Source organism: Sphingobium sp. FW305-3-2-15-F-TSA7 (assembly GCF_058787155.1).
Genome location: NZ_JBYSZM010000043.1, coordinates 1 through 19,715 on the forward strand (window position 1 = coordinate 1; position 19,715 = coordinate 19,715).

Sequence of the window (19,715 nt, forward strand, 5' to 3'; positions counted from 1 at the left end):
CCAACACTTCCTCGGATTCATCAAACTCGCCAGCATCATGCTATGGCTCAAATGATTAAATCGTCACCACAGCCTAGCAGAAGCGAATCTGGGCGTCCGGTACCGCAGGTGTGGGGTTGTACACATTGGCGTATTTGCCTGTTTTCGTGCTGTCGCCCGTCAAGTCACGTTTATCCCGAACCAGAAATGCCGCGTTATATTTGATCTGCGGCGTACCGAAATATGCTGTGCTGATGAGTGGTTCGTATTGGTAGGTGATTTCCACGAACATAACCGCACTGCCCGCAGGTGCCGTCATGCGGTTGTCCGCTGGCCCCATGCCGAGAAATGCGGTTCCGCTGGCGCCCGTGCCCTGCGTCCCGTACGTACCCAGCGTGCCGTAGGCGGACTGGATGAGGGTGCCGTTCTTTTTCAGCGTGCCCATGCACCGTTGCCAGTGAATCCATTGCCCTCCCGAGCTGTTTCGCTCCAGGCTCGAAAGCACGATTCGCGCCTTGCTGGAGATGTTCAGCTTGCCTGCCTGCTGAGTGGCGGCCGCAAACGTATCGACGACGTCGACTTCTCGAATCTGGGTTTGCGAGAGCGCGCCATCCTGACCGATACGCGACGTGTTATCCGCCATCGAGAGCGCGATCTGGCTAATTCTCATATGAGCCATGGCAAGATTGGCTGCCTCGATACCGCCCGCACCGACTGCCAGAACGATAGGGAGGGCATAGGCAAATTCGACATATGCAACGCCGGAGCGCGCACTGGCGATGCGCGACATGAGTGTACGAAGGCAGCGAAGGCCGATCGATATCTTCATGATGCGCAGACCACGACGGGGATGACCTGGTTGCCATAGGGCTGATTGCGGAGCACCGTCGTGGCAGTTGCCGTATTGTTGGCGGACCATCCGAAAATCTTGATCGGCATTATTCGAGGATAGGTAACGGTCACTGTGTAGCGTACGATATCGTCCGGCCCACCCGATCCATCCTTGCCTCGATCAAGGTCGAATGTGCCGTTACCATTGAGATCCTGATAGCATTCGTTGCTTGAACGTATTCCATCATTGTTTGAGTCTGTGAAAGGTTCCGGATTTCCGACATCCGAAAAAGTAGAATAGCTCTTTCGAGCGCTGATAAAGGTTGCGTTCTTTGATATGGTTTTCACCTGATTTTCGACCCGTTGATCGATCGCCGTGATCTTGCTGCTGGCGTTTTCGAGTGTCGAGTTACGACCCGCCTCATTTAGGGCGCCCTGCAGCACCGCGACGATATAGGCCTGATAGCCAACTTCCAGACATCCGCAGACCGTGAGGATCATGACGGGTGCTATCATGGCGAATTCGACGGCTGTCACGCCTTTGCGATCGGACGTGAATTGCCGGAGTCGGGAAATGGCGTCGATCATTTCTGTAGCCTCAGTTCGGCGATCTTTGCCGCGATCTCCTTGAATTTGTCCTTCAAGGCCTGATCGGTCGAGGCAATGAATGCCTTCCCGGAATTGGCGCAGCCGCTCAATTCTGTCGTGATCGCCGGTGCATAGGCGACCACCCAGATCGTGATGTTCTTTGCCTTTGCGGCAGCACAGATCGCGCTGAAGCGCAGATTGTGGCGTGCTTTCATATTCGCCAGCGTGGGGGTGGTGCCGCTTCCCATCACTCTGCGGTCGAGCTTTTCAAATCCGTAAAGACTGTAAATGCCCGGATCCGGCCGCATCTCGCCATCCGTCATATAGATGATATGGCGGCTGATCGGCTTGCCATTCGGGGCGGTCGTATTCTCGCTGCCGAAGATGCCGGTGGGTGACAACACGCGCGCGCCCCACAAAATGCCAATGTCGTGATAGGTGCCACCATCGGCAACGAAGCCATTGGACGCCAGCAGGTAGCTCTGGACCTGGGCCAGCGTCATTGTCGTCAGCTTGGACACTTGCTTGGGGCAGACATCGTCCGGATTGCTCGTTGCGTCCGTGTCGAAGATCATCTTGCCGAATTTTGGCCGCCAGCTGGATGCAGTCGAATCGGGAATCTTGTCGATATCGAGATCGATCGCGCCACTGGGGATCGGCGTAAATGAAGTCGCTGCCGTCGTATCTCGCTCTTCCAGGCACCCCGGCCAGGTCACTGTTTCTGTGCTCAGTCCAGTCGCTCCGGCCAGCGTCGGCAATTGAACGAGGTCGTATTCACCGGATGTCAGCACATGGCCGGACGATCCGGTGGCGATCGTTATTGGAGTCTTGACTTTATATTGACTGACATCGATGCTTTCCGATCTGTATATCCAGTTCGTAAATTTGAATCCAGGCAGATAGGTGTCGACGATCTTATCGCGCCGGCATGTTTTGTTGCCACTTCCGGAAATATTTGTTGAACCGCCCCAATCTTTTACGACGTATCTCGTTACGGTGCGAGTGTTTGGTAGATTTCCGACGGCGGGTAACGGAGTTCCTGCTGGATTCGGAGCAAACCCAGTAAATGCTTGATTGCTTCCGTATTTAGAGCAATTTGAAGACGATATTGCAGATCCATAAGTTTCGATTACTGGTGCTGCGGAAGAATTTGGCTGATCTGCATATGAGGCGGTCGAGAATTTAGCGACGCGTGAACGATAATTATGTGCATCGTTTATATACGTGCTGGGCATCAAGGTGCCCATGTTCACTGTCGTTGAATAAGGAACGAAAGCAAATCGCAAACGCGCTTCGTTGCTTATGGCGCCATTGATCGTTGTGTAGAAATCCTCAACCGCAGTTCGCAATGCCTTGATTCTGGCGTTCGTTTTTTCGACGTCGCCGTTGTTCAGGCATGTTGCATCGGTATCGCTCGCCGCGCAGTTCATCGTGCCGCTAACGTCGAGCACGAATACGACATCCGTGTTCGCGATCTCCAGGATCGCCTCGCAGCTTACACTGATCGCGATCGCGGGCTTGTTGAACAAGCGCATGAGCGTCATGGGGACGGTTGCGGTTGCGTCTGCTTCGACCTGACCAGCGGCGGTGCCACGGGGGGTGAAGTCGATGCCAGTTGTTCCGAACGAACCAACCGGATAGTTGAAACTGAAGAAATTTTCAGCCTGCGTCTGCGCAGCCGTCTCTGTATCGAAATTGGCGGTTGTCATGGCCTTTCGACCTGCCAACGCCCCCGCGTCGCAGGCCTGCTGGAGGCGTGACTTGACCATGTAGAGGCGCGCCATGTCGAACGCGGAGCCGACCATGCCGATGATCGGGATCATCGAGATCGCCATGATCATCATTGCATTGCCACTGGTATCCGCCGCGAAACGCATTATGCGCCGCGCCATGCTCCGTTGCCTGTCCTGCCGCTTCTTCATGCCCCAACCCGATCCCCACGAGGCGTGCAGGGCACACCTCATCGTGCACCCTTGCCAGCAATTGACTAACAACTGGTTTCCTGAACCGGCGGGGTTGTAACTGTAGTGGTTGATGCGGAACTCGCTCTGGCCTTGGTCCATGCGCCTGCACGGAAACGAGACTCCTTAAGATTGCTCTTCGCGCTCGATGCTCGCCTTGGCGGCATCGTCCGGGCGACGCGTGAGCCATTGATCGGTGAGATGCGGTTGACCTGGTGGCGTGATGCGCTTTCGGCACTGGGCAAGGCTGATGTGCCGGCGGAACCGCTGTTGCGCGACATGGCCATGCTGGTTGAACGGCACGATCTCGACACCGATCTGCTCGCGACGATGGTCGATGGCTGGATCGAATTGCTCGCACCCTTTCCTGTCCCAGATGATGCACTTCTAGCGTTTGCCGGCGCGCGAGGCGGTGCGTTGTTTCGCACGGCAGGCCATATATTGGGCGCCGATATGTTCGACCCGCTCCAGATGGCCGGCCAGGGCTGGAGTTTGACCGACTTCGCCTGCCATTGCTCGGATGCCGACACCACCCGCCGCGCTATGCTGTTCGCCGTTCCAATGCTTGAAACCGCATTCGCGACGCGCTGGCCCAAACAGGCGCGGCCACTGGGCATGATCGCCACATTAGCGCGCCGCGATGCGCGCGCCGGCGGGCCACCGGCCAGGCGCGGCTCGCCCGCGCGCCAGTTCGCGATGCTGCGGCACCGTTTGACCGGTCGCTGAGGCTTTACGCTGCGGCCCGCGCCGCGCTAGCATGGCCGTTCGCGCATAGGGGAGGGCGAAATGGGACGGTTCGTGGCCGGTGTGGCGTCTGCATTGCTGCTCGCGGGGGCATTTTTCCTGTGGTGGCAGGGGCGGGCGAGGGACGATCTGCCACAGCCGAAACAGGTCGCTGCGCGCGATCTGAGCCTGCCCTTGCTGGGCGATGCGATGGCTCAGCCGCCGGCGGCGAGCGACAAGACGCGCGAGGAAAAGCGCTTCAACCGCATCGACAAGGACAAGAATGAGGAGATCGCGACCGAGGAATATTTCGCGAGCCGGCGCAAGGCGTTCGCGAAGCTCGATGTCGATCGCGACGGCCGGCTGTCGTTCGACGAATGGTCGATCAAGACGCGCGAGAAATTCGCCAAGGCCGATGCCGACAGTTCCGGACGGCTGACCCGCACCGAATTCGCGACGACTGCGGTGGTGCGAAAGGTCAAGCCGAAGCCGGATTGCCCGCCGGCGCGGCCGGTTTCGGAGGAGGAGGAGAGCTGATCGCTTCCTCGCCGATCCATTCCGCCAACGCGGCGCGCGCGCGATCGGTATAGAGCAGCTTGCGATCCGCCTTCTTCGTCTTGCGTTCGAGCGCGAGCGGCGGGAACAGACCGAAATTGACGTTCATCGGCTGATAGTCGTCGATCGCGGCGCCGCCGGTGATATGGCCGAGCAAGGCGCCGAGCGCCGTGGTCGGCGGGGGAGGTGCGAGCATCTCCCCCAATATCTCGGCGGCGGCGAAACGGCCGGCGAGCAGGCCGACCGCGGAGGATTCCACATAGCCTTCACACCCGGTGATCTGCCCGGCAAAGCGGACATGCGGCGCGCTTTTGAGCCGGAGTTCGCCGTCGAGCAGCTTGGGCGACTGGATGAAAGTGTTGCGGTGGAGGCCGCCCAGCCGCGCGAACTCGGCCTTTTCCAGTCCCGGAATCGTGCGGAACAGGCGAACCTGTTCGGCATGTTTCAGCTTGGTCTGGAATCCGACCATATTCCACAAAGTGCCCAGCGCATTGTCTTGCCGCAACTGGACGACGGCCCATGGCCAGCGGCCGGTGCGCGGATCGTCGAGGCCGACGGGTTTCATCGGGCCGAAGCGGAGCGTGTCGAGGCCGCGTTCGGCCATCACCTCAATCGGCATGCAGCCCTCGAAATAGGGTGTGTCGCGCTCCCATTCCTTGAACTCGGTTTTTTCGCCGTCCATCAGCCCCTGGTGGAAGGCCAGATACTGGTCCTTGGTCATCGGGCAGTTGATGTAATCCTTGGTTTCGCCCTTGTCCCAGCGGCTCGCCATCCAGCAGATATCCATGTCGATGCTGTCGCGGTGGACGATGGGGGCGATGGCGTCGAAAAAGGCGAGCGCGTCCGCGCCGGTCTCAGCGCCGATGCTTTCGGCAAGGCGCGCCGCGGTAAGCGGGCCGGTGGCGACGATGGTCAGGCCCGAGACGGGAAGCGCATCGATCCGCTCGCGGACGATCTCGATATTGGGATGGGCTTCGAGCGCCGCGGTGACGCCGGCCGAAAAGCCGTCGCGGTCGACCGCAAGCGCGGAGCCGGCGGGCACTTTGTGGATATCGCCCTGCGCCATGATCAGCGAGCCGAGCGCACGCATCTCGGCATGGAGCAGCCCCACGGCATTGCTCGACGCATCGTCCGAGCGGAAGCTGTTCGAGCAGACCAGTTCGGCTAGCCCCTCCGTCTGGTGTGCCGGCGTCATCTCACCGCTGCCGCGCATTTCGGAGAGGCGTACCTTCACGCCGGCATTGGCCAGCTGCCATGCGGCCTCGGAGCCGGCAAGTCCGCCGCCGATGATATGGATCTGATGGGTCATGGGTGGCCTCTAAAGCATCGCGCGGAAAAGTGGGAACCGGTTTTCCGCCCAAGCGATGCGGCCGTCAGAATCTACAGCAAGTTTCGCGATCCGCGGATCGCGAAACTTGCTGTAGGCAGAGCGGGCGTCTTTGCTATGCTGCGTTCATGAAGCTGTTCACCATCGGCTATGAGGGCGCGACGCAGGATGCGTTCGTCGCTGCGCTCCAGGCTGCCGGCGTGGCGCGCGTGATCGACGTGCGTGCGGTCCCGCTGTCGCGCAAGCCCGGTTTCTCGAAGAATGTGCTGGCCGCGGGGCTGCGCGAAGCAGGCATCGACTATGTCCATCTGAAGGCGCTCGGCACGCCACCCGAAGGGCGCGAAGCCGCGCGCAAGGGCAATCGTGCCGGGTTGGAGCGCGTCTATGCCGGCCAGCTCGAATTGCCCGAGGCGATGGTGCAGGCGGCGCAGATGATCGAACTGGCGCGTGAAAAGCCGAGCGCCTTGCTCTGTTTCGAGCGCGATCCGGGCATATGCCACCGCACCTTGCTTCACCAGGCGGTCGCCGCCGATGCCGAGATCGTCGATCTCTATATTTGAGGAGGATGCCATGCTCGACCATATTGGTGTCGCGGTTTCGGATCTGGCGCGTTCGCGCGCCTTTTACGCAAAGGCGCTGGCCCCGCTCGGCATCGTCGAGATGATGGAAGTCGGTCCCGAACTCACCGAGTCGAGCGGCACGGCGGTCGGTTATGGTGCGGACGGCAATCCCTTTTTCTGGATCGGCGACAATGAACGCGTGGGGCAGGGGACGCACATCGCCTTCCGCGTCGAGGATCGTGCGATCGTCGACGCCTTTCATACCGCCGCTCTCGATGCCGGGGGCCGCGACAATGGCGGCCCCGGGATCAGGCCGCATTACGGCTCCGATTATTATGCCGCATTCGTGCTCGACCCCGACGGGATCAACGTGGAGGCAGTGTGCCACAAGCCGGCCTGAGCAGCATGACGCGCGCGTTGATCGCGCTCAGTATCGCCTTTGGTCTCAGCTATATTCCGATCCTCGGGCTCTCCTGGTCGCCTGGCCTGACCATTTTTTGGAAGGGTGCGGGCGTAGCGCTGCTCGCGGTCGCGGCGGCGATCGAGGCGCGGGGACGTGACGGCTGGCTGCTGGCGTTGATGCTCGCACTGGGCGCGCTTGGCGATGTGCTGCTCGAACTCGCTGGTCTGACCGTTGGTGCGATTGCCTTCGTGGCCGCGCATATCGCGGCGCTCGCGCTTTACCTCACCAATCGCCGGCCAGTGATGACGGGCAGCCAATATGCCCTCGCGCTGCTCGTGGTGCCGCTTGGCGCCTTCATCGCCTGGTCGTTGCCCGCCGACCGGGCACAGGCGCCGGGCATCGCGCTCTATGCCCTGTTCGTGGCGGCAATGGCCGGCGCTGCATGGGCGAGCCGATTCCCGCGGTTGCGGACCGGGCTCGGCGCGATGATGTTCCTGCTGTCCGATCTGCTGATCTTCGCACGGATGGGGCCGCTGGAGGGGGCGGTCTGGGTCAGCCCTGCGATCTGGCTGCTCTATTATCTCGGCCAGCTTCTGATCTTCACGGGGGTGACGCGCTCGCTGCCGCGTCCGATTTCGGCCTGATCAGGCGCCCTTGATCGTTCGGACCGCCTTGGCATAGGCGCGATGCGCGATCGCCTTGGTGCGGTTGCGCTCAGGGAAGCGGCCGGGCGCGCGCGGATCGAGGCCGAGCTTGCGAAGATAATGGTTCGCCAGGCGCGCATCCGCCTCTTCCATGCTCCAGTCCGATCGCCACGTCACCGAGAGCGAGATCGAGACTGCCGGGCCGTTCTGCACCCAGTGCGGCGCCTTGACCGGCACATGGATGGCATCACCCGGCGTGAGCGTGAAGGCACGCCCCTTGGCGGCGAACGCGTCGTGCCAGGGCAGGTTGCGATGATGTTCGCCGCGGTGGAACGCTTCGTGTGCATAATGGCTGGCGAGTTCGGCGTCGTCGGGCGGGAAGACCGTCATGATCTTGTTGCCGCGGATCTGGAGCAGGATATTGTGCTCGGGATCGAAATGGAACGGCGTGACCGCGCCAGGCGAGGAGACGAAGATGAACGCCTCGAGCTTGCCCATCGGCCCCGTCACCGGATCGATAACCGGCACGATTTCTGCGAGCGCGCCGTTCAGCAGCGCGGCGTAGGCGGGATCCTGCTCGACATTCTTGAGCACCATCCAGGATCCGTTCTCCTCGATCGAGCGGATCGTATCCTCGATGCCCAGGCCATTGCCCGGCGTCGCCGCGGGATCGACGCCGATCGGCAGCGCGCCACTGTTATATTCGACGCTTTTCGCGGGCAGGCGCGAACCCAGCGTGGCGAGCGACTCCAATGTCAGCAGCGGATGCGTCAGCAGCCGGTGCGGGATGATCGCGGGCGTTTCGGGATAGGCGGCGGCCAGCGCGGCGCGGGATGCGTCGTCGAAAGCGAGGATATCGGTCATGTCGCGCCTTTCCGGTCGGCGAGGAGTGTACGGAGCGCCGCGGACGCGTTTTCGGCGGTGCGGCACAGTGCGAATTCGGCGCGACGGGCAAGGCCCGACAGCGGCAGGGTGATGCGGACGATCGAACGGCGTTCGGTCCAGAGCCGGTCGATCATCGGATGGCCTTCGGCGGCGCAACTGTCCATCCAGCGGATGGTGTCCGAGCCGAGCACGCGCGTGATGTTCGCAAGCTCGATCAGCACGCCGGGAGAGAAGCGGGCGAATTCCTCGTCATAGGCGATCTTGTAGGAGAAGCTGCCCGGCGGTGCGGCGAAGTTGACCAGCATGGCGATAGCGCGGCCGTCGATGTCGATGCGCAGTATATCGAGCATGCGCGCATCGGCGGCGCCGGTGACGACATCCTCGAAGAAACTGCGTGTGGCGATATCGTTGGCCAGTGCCTCACCGTCGCTGCCTTTCCAGCCAGCGCTTTCGAGGCGCAGGAAATCGGCTGCCCAGGCGGCTGCATCGTCTCCCGGGCCGAAGGCGCGGGTCTCGACCCGGCCCAGTTCGGCAAGGCGGTTGGCAAGGCGTCGGAATTCCTTGCGCTTCTTGCCGCGGATCGCCCGGTCGACATAGGCGTCGGCGTCGAGCTCGCTCTCCAGCAGCGCGCGTGAGCGGCGGTTGACCGTGTCGCAAGGGCGTCCGCGTGCGGCGGCGGCGGCGATGAAACCCTGATGCACCGGGCCATGCTCGGCGATATGGGTGATGTGGAGGAAGCCGCGCGCCCAGTCATGACCGTCGAACAGGCTGATCAGCGCCGCGGCGGCCTCGGTCTCATGCCCGGTCCGGATCAGCGGCGTACCGAGGAAGCTCTGGCCATGGACCCAATTCTCGACATGCGATGCGGGCATCCGGCCATAGCGCTGCGCGATGACGACGGGCATGAGCGCGATCATCGCGCGGCCCGCCATGACCATGGCGATGCGGATGTCCGCGCCATCCGAAAGATGCTTCAGGCTGGGCAGCATGAACCAGGGGTGGAGGAAACAATTGGGCTCGGCGGCATGACGCGCCAGATCGCGCCATCCGGTCAACTGCGCCGAATCGAGCGCCGCCGGCACGACCAGCGTCGCCGCCGGCGCGGGGCCGGCGGGCAGACCCCGCGCCATTGCGGGGATTCCAGGCTCTACACCCATGCGGATTGCCGGCAGCGGACCATGTGCCGGCCTTAGGCCATGACGCTTAATTTTCCGGAAAGGCGATGGGTTAACAGCGCGCCGGGCGCTGGCCGGCGATCACTCGCCGGCCGGCTCGTCCGCAGTGCCGTTTCCGGCTTCGCTTTTCGCTTCGGCTGCCGTCCCGGTTTCCTCGCCGGTCTCGGCGTCGTCGTCGCTTTCCTCGATCTTCGCGGCGCTGACAACATGTTCATTGTCCGAGACGTTGAACAGGCGGACGCCGGCACTGCCGCGACCGATGACGCGCAGCGTGTCCAGGCCCATGCGGATCAGCTTGGCCTGATCGGTGACCAGCATGAGCTGTTCATGCGCATGCGCCGGGAAACTTGCCACCACCGGGCCGTTGCGGCCGATATTGTCGATATTGGTGATGCCCTGGCCGCCGCGATTGGTGCGGCGATATTCATAGGCCGAGCTGCGCTTGCCATAGCCATTGGCGCAGACGGTGAGGATGAACTCCTCCGCGTCCTCGAGCTGCTTCATGCGCTCGGGCGACAGCGTCGGTTCGTTCTCATTGTCCTTCCACGGCGCTGCGCGAAGATAGGCTTCGCGCTCCTCGGTGGTGGCGTCCGAACCGCGCAGGATCGACAGCGAGATCACCTCGTCGTCTTCCTTCAGGGTGACGCCGCGCACGCCGGTCGACGTGCGGCTCTGGAATTCGCGCACCGCCGTCGCCTCGAAACGGATCGCCTTGCCCTGGCGCGTGGCGAGCAGGACATCGTCCTCCTCGGTCAGCAGCGCGACGCCGATCAACCGGTCGGTCGCATCTTCGTCGAAGCGCATCGCGAATTTACCGTTGGTCGGCACGTTCGAGAAGGAATCCATGCTGTTGCGGCGGACGCCGCCATGCGCGGTGGCGAAGATGACGTGGAGCTTGCTCCACTCCGCCTCGTCCTCGGGCAGCGGCAGCACCGTCGAGATCATCTCGCCCTCGGCCAGCGGCAGCAGATTGTTCATCGATCGGCCGCGCGTGGCGGGCGCGCCCTCGGGCAGGCGCCACACTTTCATGCGGTAGACTTTGCCGTGCGTGGAGAAGAACAGCACCGGCGTGTGGGTGGACGTGACGAACAATTCGGTGACCGCGTCCTCGTCCTTGGTCGCCATGCCGGCGCGGCCCTTGCCGCCGCGCTTCTGCGCGCGGAAGGTGTCGAGGCTGGTGCGCTTGATATAGCCGCCCAGGGTGACGGTGACGACCATCTCCTCGCGCTCGATCAGATCCTCGTCGTCGATGCCGTCGGCCGCCGGCGCGATCTGCGTCCGGCGCGGCGTCGCGAACTCGTCGCGGACCGCCTGGATCTCGTCGCGCATCACGCCGTAGAGCTTGATGCGATCCGCCAGGATCGAGAGCAGCTCGGCGATGCTGTCGGCGAGGATCTTGAGTTCGTTGCCGATTTCGTCGCGGCCCAGCGCGGTCAATCGATGCAGGCGCAGGTCGAGGATCGCGCGGACCTGGAGTTCGGACAGCTTGTAGCTGTCGCCTTCGACCTCATGGTCGACCGCTTCGACCAGGCGGATATAGCCCGCGATCTCCGCGACCGGCCATTCGCGCGCCAGCAATGCCGCACGCGCTTCGGCGGGGCTCGACGAACCCCGGATGATGCGGACCACCTCGTCCAGGTTGCTGACCGCGATGACGAGGCCGAGCAAGAGATGCGCGCGCTCGCGCGCCTTCATCAGCTCGAATTTCGAGCGGCGGGTGATCACCTCTTCGCGGAAGGTGACGAAGGCCTCGATGATGTCGCGCAGGTTCAGCAATTCGGGGCGGCCGCCGCGAATGGCGAGCATATTGGCCGGGAAGCTGTTTTGCGCCGGCGTGTGACGCCAGAGCTGGTTGAGCACGACATCGGGCGTCGCATCGCGCTTCAGGTCGATGACGATGCGCACGCCGAGCCGGTTGGATTCGTCGCGAATGTCCGAAATGCCTTCGATCCGCTTGTCCTTGGCGGCTTCGGCGATCTTTTCGACCAGATTGTTCTTGCCGGTCTGATAGGGGATTTCGGTGAGCACGATCGAACGGCGGTCGCCGCGACCTTCCTCGACGACATGCTTGGATCGCATGATGATCGAGCCGCGCCCGGTGTGATAGGCGGAACGGGCGCCATGCTGGCCCAGGATCAGCGCGCCGGTCGGGAAATCGGGACCGGGCACGATCTGGATCAGATCGTCGATAGTGACCTCTTCACCGCCGAGCACGCCACGATCGATATAGGCCAGGCAGGCGTCGATGACTTCGCCCAGATTGTGCGGCGGGATGTTGGTCGCCATGCCGACTGCGATGCCGCCGGCGCCGTTGACCAGCAGATTGGGGAAGCGCGCGGGCAGAACCTGGGGCTCGGTCTCGGACGCGTCGTAGTTCGGCGTGAAATCGACGGTGTCCTTGTCGAGATCCTCGAGCAGATAATTGGTCACCTTGGCCAGGCGGGCCTCGGTATACCGCATCGCCGCCGGCTCGTCGGGATCCATCGATCCGAAATTGCCCTGACCATCGATCAGCATCACGCGCATCGACCAGTCCTGCGCCAGACGGGCGAGGGCCATGTAGATCGCGCTGTCGCCGTGCGGGTGATATTTACCCATGACGTCGCCGACGATGCGGCTGCACTTGCGATAGGGACGTCCGGCGACATAGCCCGCTTCCTGGCAGGCGTAGAGAATGCGGCGATGGACGGGCTTCAGGCCGTCGCGCACATCGGGCAGCGCGCGGCTGACGATCACCGACATCGCATAGTCGAGATAGCTCGACTTCATTTCGTCGACGATGTTGATCGGGGTAATGTCCGAAGGGTCGGCGAGGACGGTCTCGTCGGTGCTCAATTTGGTGCTTTCAGATTTGTTTCGTGTCGATGACACGTCCTAGCCCATGGGCGACGGCAGCGCCACCCCTCGCGCGTACGTACGCGCACGCGCGCGAGGATGTGAATCGGAGCGGGCAGGCGGCCGATGCGGCCTTTCTCGAACGGATTCTCAGCGCCGGATGAAGCGCCAGAGCGTCTCGTCGCTGCCTTCGGGCTCGTAGCGATAGCCGTCGGTCTCGAAGCCCTTGAGCGCTTCGACGTCGCGGTGATGATGTTCGCAGATGAAGCGGGCCATCATCCCGCGCGCGCGCTTGGCGGCGAAGCTGTTGAAGCGGAGACCGGCCGGCCCTTCCTCGCGGAAATCGATGGTGATCACGCGGATGCCGGGATCGAGTCGTCCCTCGACCGCGCCCCAATATTCGCGGCTGGCGAGATTGACGATAGTGTCCGACCCCTCGGCTTTCAGATCGGCCATGGCGAGATCGGCGATCCTCTGGCCCCAGAAACCGTAAAGGTCCCCGCTCGCCGGCGCCCAGCGCGTGCCCATTTCGAGCCGATAGGGGCGGATTTCGTCGAGTGGCCTGAGCAGGCCGTAGAGACCGGACAGGATGCGGACATGATCCTGTGCGAAACGGATCGCCGGCTCGTCCAGCGTCCGCGCCTCGAATCCGACATAGACGTCGCCGGCAAAGGCGTAGATTGCGGGCCGCGTCGGCAGGTTGGCGAAATTCGCGTACCGCTCCACGTTCAGCACCGCGAGATTTTCCGAAATGTCCATGATTGCCATCAGCCGCTGTGCGGAAAGCGTCGCGGCGGCATCGGCGAGAATCGCCGATTCGGATTCGAAACGTGGGCTCGTCGCCGCAAAAGGCGGAATTTCAGAGCCATAGTCGAGCGATTTTGCGGGGGAGAGGAAGGCCAACATTGCGCGCCGGGTAGACCATCGCCATCGGCCGCGTCAAAGTGATAGCGCACAACGACGTTCAAGTGCGATTAAGCGCCGGAACTCCAAGAGGAACGCGTGGTTGTGAGGCTTGTGCCACAAGGCGGGCGCGATTAGGCAGCGTTTGAGAACGCGCGGCGACAGCGCGGCCATGCGATCAAGATGGAGAAACGATCAATGAAATTGGTATCGAAGACGGCGCTCGGACTCGCGCTTGCGCTGGGCTCCGTGTCGATGGCGGCGATTCCTGCGCAGGCGCAGAAGAAGCCCAAGGAAGAAAAACCGGCCCCGCTCAAGCTGAGCAAGGAATTCCGCGAAGCGGCGGGGCCTATCGACAAGGTCTATAAGGCGCAGGATTGGCCGGGCACGATGGCGGCCGTCGATGCTGCGGAGCCCGCGGCGAAGACGCCCGAGGAAATCTATACGCTGAACCAGTATCGCCTGGATGTCGGCACCAAGATGCAGAATGCCGCGGCGCAGGAAAAGGCGATCAACGCTATGCTCGGTACCGGGCTTCTGCCTGCCGCCGATGTCGGAAAATATCGTTTTTTTGCAGGCAAGTTCGCGTCAGACCGCAAGGACTATGTGAAGGCGGAGTCTGACTATGCCGCCGCCGCGGCCGCCAACTACAACACCACCGACCTCTATCTGAGCCAGGCCAAGATCTATTCGGATACCGGCAAATATCAGCAGGGTCTCGCCGCGCTTGAAAAGGCGATCCAGACCGAGGAGGCCACCGGCAAGAAGGCGCCCGAAGACTGGTACAAATTCGGTTTCGGCCAGGCGTACAAGGGCAAGCTCAACAGTGAAGTCACCCGCTGGACGGTGATGCACGTCAAGGCTTATCCGTCGCCCGAGAATTGGCGCACCGCACTGATCGTGTTCCGCGACAGCCAGAACCCGACCGACAAGCCGCTGATCGATCTCTATCGCCTGATGCTCGCGTCCGACTCGCTGGCCGGCGAGAAGGATCATTATGAATATGCCTTCCTGGCGAGCCGCGCGGGCCTGCCGGGTGAGGCCAAGCTGGTGCTGGATCACCTGAAGGCGAGCAAGACGCCGGGCACCAGCCCCGACGTCAACGAGCTTCACAAGGAAGTGACGGCCAAGGTCGCTGGCGACCGTGCCTCGCTCGCCACTGAAGAGAAGAGCGCGGGCAGCGCCGCCAACGGCGTGAGCGCCGCGGGTGTCGCCAATGCCTATCTCGGCTATGGCGATTATGCCAAGGCCGCGACGCTTTACGAACTCGCGCTCAGCAAGGGTGGCGTCGATGCCGACGAGGTCAATACACGCCTCGGCATCGCTCTGGCGCGCCAGGGGCAGAAGGACGCCGCCAAGGCTGCCTTCGCCAAGGTCCAGGGCACGCCGCGCGCCGGCATTGCCCAATATTGGGTGGCCTGGCTCGACAAGACTGCCTGAGCCTTCACAAGCGAAGAAAAGGGGGGGGCGGTGCCTGTGTGCCGCCCCCCTTTTTGTGCCTGTCGATTAGAGCATCGCCCAGAAAGATGGGCAGTGACCCTGCACGGAATATGATTCGTCGGCGCCCGATCAGAGCAGCTCGACATCCTCCAGCGGGACGCCGGGTTCGTATTTGGAACGCCGGATGGTCAGGGAGGTCTTCACGCTGATCACATTGGGTGCTGGCGTGAGCTTTGAGGTGAGGAAATTCTGGAAGCTCTGGAGGTCGCGTGCGACGATCTTGAGCAGGAAATCGATCTCGCCATTGAGCATGTGACATTCGCGGACCTCGGGCAGGTCGGCAACATGATGCTCGAATGCCTGGAGATCGGCCTCGGCCTGGCTGCGGAGGCTCACCATCGCGAAGATGGTGATGCCGTACCCCAACGCCGCCTGATCGAGCCGGGCATTATAGCCCTGGATCACCCCGGCATCCTCGAGGCTGCGGACTCGCCTGAGGCACGGCGGGGCCGTGAGCCCGATCCGCGAGGCGAGTTCGACATTCGTCATGCGTCCGTCGCCCTGCAAAAGGGCGAGAATCTGACGATCGAGATCGTCGATGGACAATTGCGCCATTCTGAAGAACTTCCATTCCCGTATAGCGCCAACTGTATAATTTAATTACGAGCCATTGCAATTGTCCCACATTGCAACGGCGATTTTTCACACCTTCCCCTGACGGGTCCCCTTGGCTATCCACCAATCTCATGGCCGTGGCGTCGCCCGGCAGCCCGAGGGGACCATAGTTTGCGGTTCGACGACATGGCGGCAACGGTGATTGCGCGATCGGGCGCGACGCCGGAGGCACGCCGGGTCGCCTGGCGCCAACTCGTCGATCTCGTCGCCCAATCCCGAACTGACGACGATCAGGCGGATACCGTCTACGGCACGTTGCGCGCCTGGCGCGGCGCGGTTCCCGCATCCGACCGCGCACAGGCTGCACGCGCGCTGGCCGGTCGCCGTGTTCCGCCGGCATTGTTCGTCTTCTTCGCCGAGGACGGGGCCGGCATCGTCGCGCCATTGGCGCGCACGGTGCGATTCGATGCCGATCAGTGGAAATCTCTGCTGCCGCGGCTGGCGCCCCCGGTCCGCGCACTCCTGCGTCATCGCACCGACCTCGATCCAGTGGTCGGCCAGGCGTTGGCGAGCTTCGGCGCGACCGATATGGTCATCTCCGGCCCGACATCCGAACGCGTCGCCGCGGAGCAGGAGCGCCCCGGCCCGATGGAGGGGCCGCCCGAGCCCGATCCGCTGACGGGGGGCGTCCAGATTCGCGAACTGGTCGATCGGATCGCCGCCTATCGCCGCGACCGCCCGTTGCCCGCTGCCGAAGCGGGGCCGAGCATCGAGCCGCCACACGCCGACAATTTCCGGTTCGAGACCGGATCGGACGGCATCGTCACCTGGGTGGAAGGCGCGCCGCGCGAGCCGCTGATCGGCATCTCGATGGCGGCGGTGGCCGATGCGCACGATCACGGCGTCGACGGTCACGTCGCCGGCGCCTATCGCCGGCGCGCGCCGTTCCGCGACGCGCGGCTTTCGGTCGCGGGTGGTGGTGCCTCATCGGGCGAATGGCGGATTTCAGCGGTTCCCTTCTTCAATTCCAAGGATGGCCGATTCACCGGTTATCGCGGCACCGCGCGCCGGCCGCGAATCGACGAGGTCGCGCGTGTCCCGGCGGGCATGGGGCTTTACGGATCGGCGCTGCCACCCGAATCGTTGCGCCAGCTCGTCCATGAACTGCGGACGCCGCTCAATGCGATACTGGGCTTCGCCGAGATGATCGACCGGCAGATGCTCGGCCCCGCGGCACAGGATTATCGCGCCAAGGCGATCGAGATATTGGGTGAGGCCCGCCGGCTGCTCGGCGCGGTCGACGATCTCGACACGGCGGCGCGCGTGGACAGCAACGCATTGCGGCTGGAGCGTGCACGCGTCGACGGTGCGGCGCTGCTCGAACGCATCTGCGGAGAGCTTGCTCCGCTCACCGACGATCGCGGTGTCCATCTCCGCGTCGCGGTTGCGCGTGGCCTGCCTGCGCTGTCGGTGGACCCGGCCGCGCTGGAGCGCATGTTCTCGCGCCTGCTTGCGGCCGTGATCGCGGTCACCGCGCGCGGCGAGGCGCTGAGCGTCAAGCTGGAGCCGGAGACGCCGCAGGTCGCGCTGCGGGTCGGGCGACCGCGCGCCCTGGGCGAGCAGGACGAGCGCGCATTGCTCGATCCCGGGTACAGTCCGGACGGCGACTGGCCGGAAGCGCCGCTGCTCGGGCTGGGGTTCGCGCTGCGGCTGGTCCGCAATCTGGCGCTGGCGGCGGGGGGGCAGTTTGTGATCGGTGCGGACAGCTTCGCGCTCATCCTCCCCGGTGCGATCGGCACGCCGGCTGCGGGAGAGAATAGTGGCTAAGGCCATGGCCGGGGACATGACTGTCGGCGAATCGAACAAGGGCGTGCGGATCGATATTCCGCCACCGGTGGCCGCGCATGCGCCGCTGGCACGGGATTTCGGCCGTCGATTCTTCGTGGTGTGCGACACCGAGGAGGAATTCGACTGGACCAAGCCGCTTGCGCGCGAGAACGTCGCGACCGAGACGGTCCGTGCGTTGCCCGAGGGGCAGGCGATGTTCGAGGCGAACGGCGTCGCGCCCTGCTATGTCGTCGATCATCCCATTGCCGACAGCGACGAAGCGGTCGCGATCCTGAGGCCTTGGCTGGAACGCGGCAGCTGCACGATCGGGACCCAGCTCCACACCTGGGTCAATCCGCCGTTCGAAGAGGAGTTGACGCCGCGCAACAGCTTTTGCGGTAATCTTCCGCCCGCACTCGAACGCGCCAAGATCGTGGCGCTGACGGAGCGCATCGCCGAGCGTTTCGGCAAGCGGCCCGACATCTATCGCGCCGGCCGTTACGGCATTGGTCCGAACAGCGCTGCGATTCTCGAATCGCTCGGCTATCGGCTCGACGTCTCGGTCCGCAGCCTGTTCCGTTATCATGGTGAGGGCGGCCCCGATTTCCTGGATTTCGGGCTCGAGCCTTTCTGGGCGGGGCCGGACGGCACGTTGCTGGAAGTGCCGCTGACCGCGGCGTTCATCGGGCACCTGCGCGGATTCGGCCGGTCGCTCCACCGGTTCAGCCAGCGTATTCCGCGCGGCGAGGGTGTCCTGTCGCGCACAGGATTGTTCACGCGCGTGCCGCTGACCCCGGAGGGCTATGGCGCGGCCGAGGCCTGCGAAGCGATTCGCGTGCTGGCGGGGGAGGGGACGGATATCTTCAGCCTGTCCTTCCACTCGCCGTCGCTGGAGGCCGGATATACGCCCTATGTCCGCGATGCGGCCGATCTCAGAGCATTTTACGGCTGGTGGGACGCGGTGTTCGCGCAATTCGTGAAACTGGGGATCCAGCCGACCGGATTGAACGAGATCGTCGACGCGGCGTGGCGTAACCGGCCCGCCTGACGGTCAGCGGCCCACGCCGCCCACAGCGCCGGAATCGCGCAGCAGCTCGATCTCCCATTGCAGATTGGCGTGCGCGTGCGGCTCCCAATCCGCGAACCGGTTCGTCCTGAATATCCGCATGGCGTTGTAGCGTTCGAGGACGAGGATACGGTTGGCGGTGTAGATATCCCGCGGCACGAACGCATATTCCATCCTGATCCGCTCCGCGTAGCGACCGTAACCGCTCTGGGATGCCGCGAAGATGCCGAGATCGAGGTCATTGAGAAGATTCTGCATCGCAGAGCCGCATTCATGACGCTTGGTGCCGCGGATCAGCTCAGCGACGCGCTGAGCGTCGATATCCACCCCCTGCAGATCGCGAAGGGCCTGTTCGGCCGATTTCTCCTCATTGTCCGCAGCGCGCGGGTCGTAGACGATGTCGTGCAGCCAGATCGCCGCGATCATCTCCCGACTGGCCTCGGTGGTCGGGAGATGGGACAGCATATGCTCGATGTGCGTGCGGGTGTGGTAATGCCGATGTGGTTCCGCCAGCTGGTATAGCCAGGTGGCGGTGACGGATGAAGGGAGGTCGAGCGCCTCCAGGGATTCGGTGACGTTCATGGACGATCATCCTCGGTGTCGCGCGCAGCATGCTGGAATGGCGCGAGCGTGTCACCGGGTGACTCGCGGTATTGGCGAGGATGGAGCGATGCCTGCTCCGGCTGGCCCAAAGGCATGTGCTGAGAATCGTCATTCCCAAGCGATGGTCGGGGAGACAGGATTCGAACCTGCGACCCCCTGGTCCCAAACCAGGTGCGCTACCAGCCTGCGCCACTCCCCGACGCGATAGCCCTTAGCAACCTCAATCGGTTCTGCGAAGGCCTGAATGATCAATAAAGCAAGTGTCGGTTTGTTACGCCTGACGGGCCCTGGAGCCGTGGCCGCATACTGGTGGGCCCGGAGGGATTCGAACCCCCAACCTAGCCGTTATGAGCGGCCAGCTCTACCATTGAGCTACAGGCCCCCAAGGTGTGGAGCCGCGATAGCGGAGCGTCCGGCACCATGGCAAGAGGGGAGCATCCGCTGTTTCTCTGATCAATTGGTAGACAATAAAAAACGGGCGATCCGTATCCGGACCGCCCGTTCTTTTCGCATCCACCCGCCGAAGCGGGCAGGCACTGAATTAGGAAGCGCTCGCCGCGACGTTCGCAGCAGCGTTGTCGACCGCATTCGCGGCGTCTTCCGCAACGTTCGCAGCGCCATTGGCGGCGTCGAGCGTCAGGTTGCCAGCGGCATCCTCGAGGTTGTCGGCAGCGGCATCGACGTTCTCGACAGCGTTCTCGACGGCGTTCTCAGCAGGCTTGTCGCAGGCGGCCAGGGTCATCAGGCCGGCGGCAGCGAGAACGAAAGACATTTTCTTCATTCGGTTTGCTCCCA

The 19,715-nt window shown here is 63.3% G+C and carries 19 protein-coding genes and 2 tRNA genes; 8 read left to right on the forward strand and 13 right to left on the reverse strand.

The annotated features are described in order from the left end of the window. Window positions 1-73 precede the first annotated feature (73 nt). The 3 genes from AC3WN8_RS26155 to AC3WN8_RS26165 are packed head-to-tail and all read right to left on the reverse strand — an operon-like array spanning window position 74 to window position 3,320. Window positions 74-808 carry a TadE/TadG family type IV pilus assembly protein gene (locus AC3WN8_RS26155; protein WP_492672446.1) on the reverse strand — a complete coding sequence of 245 codons (735 nt, stop codon included), beginning with the start codon at window positions 806-808 and terminating at the stop codon, window positions 74-76. Next, entirely contained in the window at window positions 805-1,398 is a 594-nt protein-coding gene (locus tag AC3WN8_RS26160) for a TadE/TadG family type IV pilus assembly protein (protein ID WP_492672447.1), read from the reverse strand. The genes AC3WN8_RS26155 and AC3WN8_RS26160 overlap by 4 nt, the downstream gene beginning before the upstream one ends. Next, window positions 1,395-3,320, reverse strand: a complete 1,926-nt coding sequence (locus AC3WN8_RS26165; RefSeq protein ID WP_492672448.1) for a TadE/TadG family type IV pilus assembly protein — start codon at window positions 3,318-3,320, stop codon at window positions 1,395-1,397. The genes AC3WN8_RS26160 and AC3WN8_RS26165 overlap by 4 nt, the downstream gene beginning before the upstream one ends. Window positions 3,321-3,425: 105 nt before the next feature. Here AC3WN8_RS26165 and AC3WN8_RS26170 point away from each other — a divergent pair, with 105 nt between their 5' ends. Next, window positions 3,426-4,085 carry a squalene/phytoene synthase family protein gene (locus AC3WN8_RS26170; RefSeq protein ID WP_492672449.1) on the forward strand — a complete coding sequence of 220 codons (660 nt, stop codon included), beginning with the start codon at window positions 3,426-3,428 and terminating at the stop codon, window positions 4,083-4,085. A 60-nt stretch (window positions 4,086-4,145) separates the two neighbouring features. Further along, window positions 4,146-4,619, forward strand: coding sequence for an EF-hand domain-containing protein (locus tag AC3WN8_RS26175; RefSeq protein ID WP_492672450.1), 474 nt, complete (start codon window positions 4,146-4,148; stop codon window positions 4,617-4,619). Here the strand turns inward: AC3WN8_RS26175 and trmFO are convergent. Then, on the reverse strand, window positions 4,561-5,946 hold the full coding sequence (gene trmFO / locus AC3WN8_RS26180) for a methylenetetrahydrofolate--tRNA-(uracil(54)-C(5))-methyltransferase (FADH(2)-oxidizing) TrmFO (protein ID WP_492672451.1): 1,386 nt from the start codon (window positions 5,944-5,946) through the stop codon (window positions 4,561-4,563). The two genes, AC3WN8_RS26175 and trmFO, sit on opposite strands and share 59 nt — an antisense overlap. Before the next feature lie 146 nt (window positions 5,947-6,092). On the opposite strand from trmFO, the gene AC3WN8_RS26185 reads away from it, so the two are divergent. The 3 genes from AC3WN8_RS26185 to AC3WN8_RS26195 are packed head-to-tail and all read left to right on the forward strand — an operon-like array spanning window position 6,093 to window position 7,571. Next, the gene (locus AC3WN8_RS26185) at window positions 6,093-6,524 is read left to right on the forward strand and encodes a DUF488 domain-containing protein (protein ID WP_492672452.1); all 432 of its coding nucleotides are present in this window, start codon (window positions 6,093-6,095) and stop codon (window positions 6,522-6,524) included. A 10-nt stretch (window positions 6,525-6,534) separates the two neighbouring features. Continuing rightward, window positions 6,535-6,924 carry a VOC family protein gene (locus tag AC3WN8_RS26190; RefSeq protein WP_492672453.1) on the forward strand — a complete coding sequence of 130 codons (390 nt, stop codon included), beginning with the start codon at window positions 6,535-6,537 and terminating at the stop codon, window positions 6,922-6,924. After that, window positions 6,906-7,571: a lysoplasmalogenase family protein gene (locus AC3WN8_RS26195; protein ID WP_492672454.1), complete on the forward strand. Its 666-nt coding sequence runs from the start codon at window positions 6,906-6,908 to the stop codon at window positions 7,569-7,571. The genes AC3WN8_RS26190 and AC3WN8_RS26195 overlap by 19 nt, the downstream gene beginning before the upstream one ends. Here the strand turns inward: AC3WN8_RS26195 and AC3WN8_RS26200 are convergent, their stop codons facing one another. The 4 genes from AC3WN8_RS26200 to AC3WN8_RS26215 form a co-directional block, all read right to left on the reverse strand. After that, window positions 7,572-8,435, reverse strand: coding sequence for a cupin-like domain-containing protein (locus AC3WN8_RS26200; RefSeq protein WP_492672455.1), 864 nt, complete (start codon window positions 8,433-8,435; stop codon window positions 7,572-7,574). Beyond that, window positions 8,432-9,586, reverse strand: a complete 1,155-nt coding sequence (locus tag AC3WN8_RS26205; protein WP_492672456.1) for a GNAT family N-acetyltransferase — start codon at window positions 9,584-9,586, stop codon at window positions 8,432-8,434. The genes AC3WN8_RS26200 and AC3WN8_RS26205 overlap by 4 nt, the downstream gene beginning before the upstream one ends. 126 nt (window positions 9,587-9,712) lie before the next feature. Continuing rightward, window positions 9,713-12,466 carry a DNA gyrase subunit A gene (gene gyrA / locus AC3WN8_RS26210; RefSeq protein WP_492672457.1) on the reverse strand — a complete coding sequence of 918 codons (2,754 nt, stop codon included), beginning with the start codon at window positions 12,464-12,466 and terminating at the stop codon, window positions 9,713-9,715. Window positions 12,467-12,616: 150 nt separating this feature from the next. Then, a complete protein-coding gene (locus tag AC3WN8_RS26215; protein WP_492672458.1) occupies window positions 12,617-13,372 on the reverse strand; it encodes a YaaA family protein in 756 nt (251 codons plus the stop codon). A 195-nt stretch (window positions 13,373-13,567) separates the two neighbouring features. On the opposite strand from AC3WN8_RS26215, the gene AC3WN8_RS26220 reads away from it, so the two are divergent. Beyond that, complete coding sequence (locus AC3WN8_RS26220; protein WP_492672459.1) at window positions 13,568-14,809, forward strand: hypothetical protein; 1,242 nt, start codon at window positions 13,568-13,570, stop codon at window positions 14,807-14,809. A gap of 129 nt (window positions 14,810-14,938) precedes the next feature. On the opposite strand, the gene AC3WN8_RS26225 is transcribed toward AC3WN8_RS26220, so the two are convergent. After that, a complete protein-coding gene (locus AC3WN8_RS26225) occupies window positions 14,939-15,424 on the reverse strand; it encodes an Lrp/AsnC family transcriptional regulator (RefSeq protein WP_492672460.1) in 486 nt (161 codons plus the stop codon). A gap of 171 nt (window positions 15,425-15,595) precedes the next feature. Between AC3WN8_RS26225 and AC3WN8_RS26230 the strand changes: the two genes are divergently transcribed. Further along, window positions 15,596-17,251, forward strand: a complete 1,656-nt coding sequence (locus AC3WN8_RS26230; RefSeq protein ID WP_492672461.1) for a sensor histidine kinase — start codon at window positions 15,596-15,598, stop codon at window positions 17,249-17,251. Then, window positions 17,244-18,299, forward strand: a complete 1,056-nt coding sequence (locus AC3WN8_RS26235; protein ID WP_492672462.1) for a polysaccharide deacetylase family protein — start codon at window positions 17,244-17,246, stop codon at window positions 18,297-18,299. The genes AC3WN8_RS26230 and AC3WN8_RS26235 overlap by 8 nt, the downstream gene beginning before the upstream one ends. A gap of 3 nt (window positions 18,300-18,302) precedes the next feature. Here AC3WN8_RS26235 and AC3WN8_RS26240 read toward each other — a convergent pair whose 3' ends face one another. From AC3WN8_RS26240 to AC3WN8_RS26255, 4 genes are all read right to left on the reverse strand, one after another. Continuing rightward, window positions 18,303-18,899 (reverse strand): HD domain-containing protein, encoded by a 597-nt coding sequence (locus tag AC3WN8_RS26240; RefSeq protein ID WP_492672463.1) that lies wholly within the window; start codon window positions 18,897-18,899, stop codon window positions 18,303-18,305. A gap of 143 nt (window positions 18,900-19,042) precedes the next feature. Next, window positions 19,043-19,119 (reverse strand) — tRNA-Pro (locus tag AC3WN8_RS26245). Between the two features lie 108 nt (window positions 19,120-19,227). Further along, window positions 19,228-19,302: transfer RNA gene (locus AC3WN8_RS26250), tRNA-Ile, on the reverse strand. A 159-nt stretch (window positions 19,303-19,461) separates the two neighbouring features. Further along, window positions 19,462-19,701: a hypothetical protein gene (locus AC3WN8_RS26255; RefSeq protein WP_492672464.1), complete on the reverse strand. Its 240-nt coding sequence runs from the start codon at window positions 19,699-19,701 to the stop codon at window positions 19,462-19,464. Between the last annotated feature and the right edge of the window lie 14 nt (window positions 19,702-19,715).